The sequence below is a fragment of the Prosthecobacter sp. genome (genome assembly GCF_029946185.1).
Taxonomy (GTDB): domain Bacteria; phylum Verrucomicrobiota; class Verrucomicrobiia; order Verrucomicrobiales; family Verrucomicrobiaceae; genus Prosthecobacter.
On the sequence record NZ_JAQSEA010000266.1, the window covers coordinates 9,905 to 14,532 of the forward strand.

A 4,628-nucleotide genomic window follows, 5' to 3' on the forward strand; every position below is an offset into this window, starting at 1 on the left:
ATGCCATTGTCCCTCTGCTCCTGGACAGGTGATTTAAACAAAATAAATTGCACAACTTGACTGTATGAGTATAGACTCATGTAGTTGAATGCGGAACATTATGAAATCTCCTATCTCCACCAAAATATTGTCGCTTTCCGTGCTCGCGGTGTCGGTGAGCTTTTTCTACGCCGATGCTCTGCAAGGAGGCGGCTGAAAAGAGCGCTGCCGTTAGACGCGAAGTGAAAGTGACAGTCGAGGGTTACACCGCTCTCATCCAGAGAGATAACCCCAACACTGTTGTCCGCTAAACTTAGTCTCTGCAAAATTGACCTTGATACCCTATCTCACCATGAAACTCGAAAACGCCATCCGCGCCCTCGCCGGCACCATGATCCTTGCCAGTCTGGCCCTGAGTCACTATGTCCATCCAGACTGGATCTGGCTGACGGTCTTTGTGGGTGCCAACCTGCTGCAGTCCGCATTCACCGGCTTTTGCCCTGCTGAAACGATCCTTAAGAAACTCGGCGTAGGCGGTTCCTGCTGTGCAAAACGCTAAATAAGAGGAGCGCCAGAGTCTCTTTGCCCACTAGCTTGTAGCTAGAGCCATCCGACTGACCCACAACTGCCATGAAACGATTTCTCCTGTTCATTACTCTGCTCACCTTGGCTGCCTGTGGCAAACATGAGGCCAGCCAGCCTGCGACGCCGTTGCCAAGCGTCGTCGTAAAAGTACAGCTGGCCAAGCTGCAGCCGCATGTGGCTGCCGAGGAGGTCGTGGGTACGGTGCGCTCTAAGCTGCGTGCCCAGGTGGAGGCTAAAATCAGCGGTCGTGTGCTGGAATACACCGCCACGCCCGGTGCCGCAGTGAAGGCGGGTGACATGCTCGCCCGGCTGGAAAACCAGGAGATTCAGGCGAAGGTCGATCAGGCCAAGGCGCTGCTCGACCAGGCACAGCGTGACTTCGCACGGCAAAAAGAACTCGTCGCCGCTAACGCGACAACGCGGCAGGATTTCGATGCCGCCGATGCCCGGGTCAAAGTGGCAACCGCTGGCGTGAGCGAGGCCGAAACGATGATGAGCTACGCCCGCGTCACCGCGCCGTTTGACGGCGTGATAACCCGCAAGCTCGCCGACGTGGGAGATCTGGCCATGCCGGGCAGGCACCTGCTCGAAATGGAAGCGCCGACTACGTTGCGATTTGAAGCCGATCTACCGGAAGCCATTCTCGACCGCATCACCATGGGGGCCAAGATGCAGGTGAAAATCGCTTCGGTGGCTAAGCCGCTCGAAGCCACCGTGAGCGAGATCGCACCGGTGGCCGATCCCGTGAGCCGCACGTTTCAGGTGAAGCTGGATCTTCCTGTGGCGGAGGGACTGCGCACCGGTCAGTTTGGCCGTGTGGCAGTGCCGATGGCGGAAATGCAGTTGCTGATGGTGCCCAAAGGCAGCGTGATCAAGCGCGGTCAGATGGAGCTGATTTTTGTCGTCAAAGACGGCCATGCAAACCTGCGCCTGGTGAAGACGGGCAAGGTGATCAATGGCAGCATCGAAGTGCTTTCCGGTCTCGAAGAAGGTGAGCAGGTCTTGATCAGTGATGTCAGCAAACTCTCCGATGGACAACCCGTGACGATCCAGCCATGAGCGAGCCTTCCAATCATTCTGAGAATCTGGGTGTCGCCGGTCGCATTGCCGCGATGTTCATTGACTCAAAGCTGACCCCGCTGGTCATCATCGCCTCTGTCATTCTCGGTGCCGCTGCCATTGTGCTGCTCCCGCGCGAAGAGGAGCCGCAGATCAAGGTGCCGATGGTCGATGTCATGGTGTCCATGCCCGGATCTTCCGCGAAGGAGATCGAAGAACGCGCCACGCGGCCGATGGAAAAGCTGCTGTGGGAGGTGGCTGGTGTGGAATACATCTACAGCACTTCGCGCGATAGCGAGAGTCTGGTCATTGTGCGCTTCAAGGTGGGCGAGGACCCCGAGCGCAGCCTGGTGAAAATCACCGAGAAGCTGCGCGCGAATTTCGACCGCATCCCGATGGGTGTCACACCGCCGATGATCAAGCCAAAGAGCATCGATGACGTACCGATCCTTGCGCTCACCTTCCACAGCGCACGCTATGATCACCTCACGCTGCGCCGACTTGCGGCCCAGGTGGATGAATCCGTCAAGCAGGTCCCGCTGGTGGCAGAAACAAATCTGCTGGGCGGCGCGCGCCGTGCGGTGCGGGTGATGCTTGATCCCGTGAAGCTGGCCTCTCGTAATCTCAGCCCTGCGGGTCTGGTGCCGATGCTGCAGCAGGCCAACCGGCAGTTTCGTGCGGGCGGCCTCACCACCGGCAACAGCGAGGTGCTCGTGGAAACCGGTGCCTTCCTGAAAACCGCGCATGAGGTGGGCGATGTGGTCGTCGGCGTGTTTGGCGGCCGGCCGGTGTATCTGCGTGAAGTGGCCGAGATCCTTGATGGCGGTGAAGAGGCTGTGCAGTACGTGCTCTACGGCTCCAAGACGGACGAAGAACCTGCCGTCACGCTCAGCATCGCCAAACGCCCAGGCGCGAATGCAATCTCTGTGGCGGACGAGGTGATCCGCAAAGTGGACCTGCTCAAAGGCTCGGTCATTCCTGCCGATGTCACCGTGAGCGTCACGCGCAACTACGGCGAGACCGCAGCAGAGAAATCGAACGAACTGCTGCTGCACATGGGCATCGCCGTTTTCAGCGTCGCCATCCTGATCTGGCTGACGCTTGGCTGGCGGGAGAGCGGCATCGTCGCCGTGGCCATTCCGGCCACGCTGGCGCTGACGCTGCTCATCTTTTACCTCTACGGCTTCACGCTGAACCGCATCACCCTCTTCGCTCTGATCTTCAGCATCGGCATCTTGGTGGATGATGCGATCGTCGTGGTGGAAAACATCGTGCGTCATTTCCACCTGCCGCAGAACAAGGGCCGGGACTGGTCAAAGATCGCCGTCGAAGCCGTGGGCGAAGTGGGAAATCCCACCATCCTCGCCACCTTTGCCGTGATCGCCGCCGTGCTGCCGATGGCGTTTGTCGGCGGCCTCATGGGACCTTACATGCGCCCGATTCCGATCGGTGCCAGTGCCGCGATGTTCTGGTCGCTGCTCATCGCATTCATCGTCACGCCCTGGGCTTCCATCCGCATTCTGCGCTGGGGCGGCAAGTATTCCAAACTGACGGAAGGCGTCGCGGCGGACGACGGCCACAAGCACCTCGCGTCCGAGCATGCGGAAGATTTTTTCACGAAGCTCTATCGCCGCATGATGGGCCCGCTGATTCATCACACCGGCTGGCGCTGGATGTTCCTCATCGGCATCACCGTGCTTCTGCTCGGTGCCATGGCGACGGTCGGACTTGGCTGGGTGAAGGTGAAGATGCTGCCGTTTGACAACAAGAGCGAGTTTCAGGTGATCCTAAACATGCCTGAAGGCACCTCGCTGGAGCAGACGACCGCCGTGGCACGTGAAATGGCGGCGGCGATTCGCACCGAGCCCGAAGTCACCGACTACCAGATCTATGCCGGTGTTGCATCCCCTTATAATTTCAACGGCTTGGTGCGTCACTACTTCATGCGCCGGGGTGCCAGCGTGGCGGACATTCAGGTCAACCTCGTCGGCAAGCACGAACGCAAGGCGCAGAGCCATGACATCGCCAAACGTGTGCGCCCGGCCGTTGCCGCCATCGCTGCTCGCTACGGCGCACGTGTCGCCATTGCCGAGGTGCCTCCAGGACCGCCGGTGCTGCAAACCCTCGTAGCTGAAATTTACGGACCAAGTGAAGAGGATCGTCTGAAACTCGCTGAAGCGGTGAAGACCATTTTCAAGTCCACGCCCGGTGTGGTCGATGTCGATTGGTACATCGAGGCCGACCAGCAGAAGGCGCGCTTCGTCATCGACAAGGAAAAGGCCGCGCTCCATGGCATCAGCGCCGCCACGATTTCACAGACACTCAAAATCGCTGTGGATGGCGAGACGGTCGATCTGCTGCACCAGCCTGAGGAGAAGGAGGACGTGAATATTCGCCTCGAACTGCCACGCTCCGCCAAGACTACTCCCGAGGAACTGCTCGCGCTGCGCGTGCGCTCCGGAGATGCGAATGCGCTGCCTGAGCCGGGGGCGTCCGGTTCGCCCCTCGTGCCTCTGCGCGAGTTGGTGAAAGTGGAGCATGTCACCGTGGAGAAGAGCCGCTATCACAAAAATCTGATGCCCGTGACCTACGTCATTGGCGATGTGGCCGGCGTGGTCGAAAGCCCGGTGTATGCTATTTTCCAGATGAACGAGGCACTCAAGAAGCTCGACACACGCGAGTTCGGCGGCAGCGGCGCGGAACTTCAAATCCTCAATGCCTCCATGCCTTTCAGCGATGCTGAACCCGCGCTGAAATGGGACGGCGAGTGGCACATCACCATCGAGGTCTTTCGCGATCTCGGCGCCGCATTCGGCGCGTGTTTGATCCTCATCTACGTGCTCATGGTCGGCTGGTTCCGCAGCTTCATCACACCTGCCATCGTGATGATCGCCATTCCATTCTCGCTGGTCGGCATTCTGCCTGCGCACGGGTTCATGGATGCCTTTTTTACCGCCACCAGCATGATCGGCTTCATGGCAGGAGGTGGTATCGTGGTGCGAAAT

Annotated in this window: 3 protein-coding genes; all 3 read left to right on the forward strand. The window is 59.2% G+C overall.

The annotated features are described in order from the left end of the window. Nucleotides 1-331: 331 nt before the first annotated feature. Entirely contained in the window at nucleotides 332-538 is a 207-nt protein-coding gene (locus tag PSV43_RS21875; RefSeq protein ID WP_300202732.1) for a DUF2892 domain-containing protein, read from the forward strand. 71 nt (nucleotides 539-609) lie between these two features. Next, a complete protein-coding gene (locus PSV43_RS21880; RefSeq protein WP_300202734.1) occupies nucleotides 610-1,623 on the forward strand; it encodes an efflux RND transporter periplasmic adaptor subunit in 1,014 nt (337 codons plus the stop codon). Then, nucleotides 1,620-4,628 (forward strand): efflux RND transporter permease subunit (locus tag PSV43_RS21885; RefSeq protein WP_300202736.1); only part of this gene is annotated, 3,009 nt, incomplete at its 3' end. The genes PSV43_RS21880 and PSV43_RS21885, both read left to right, overlap by 4 nt.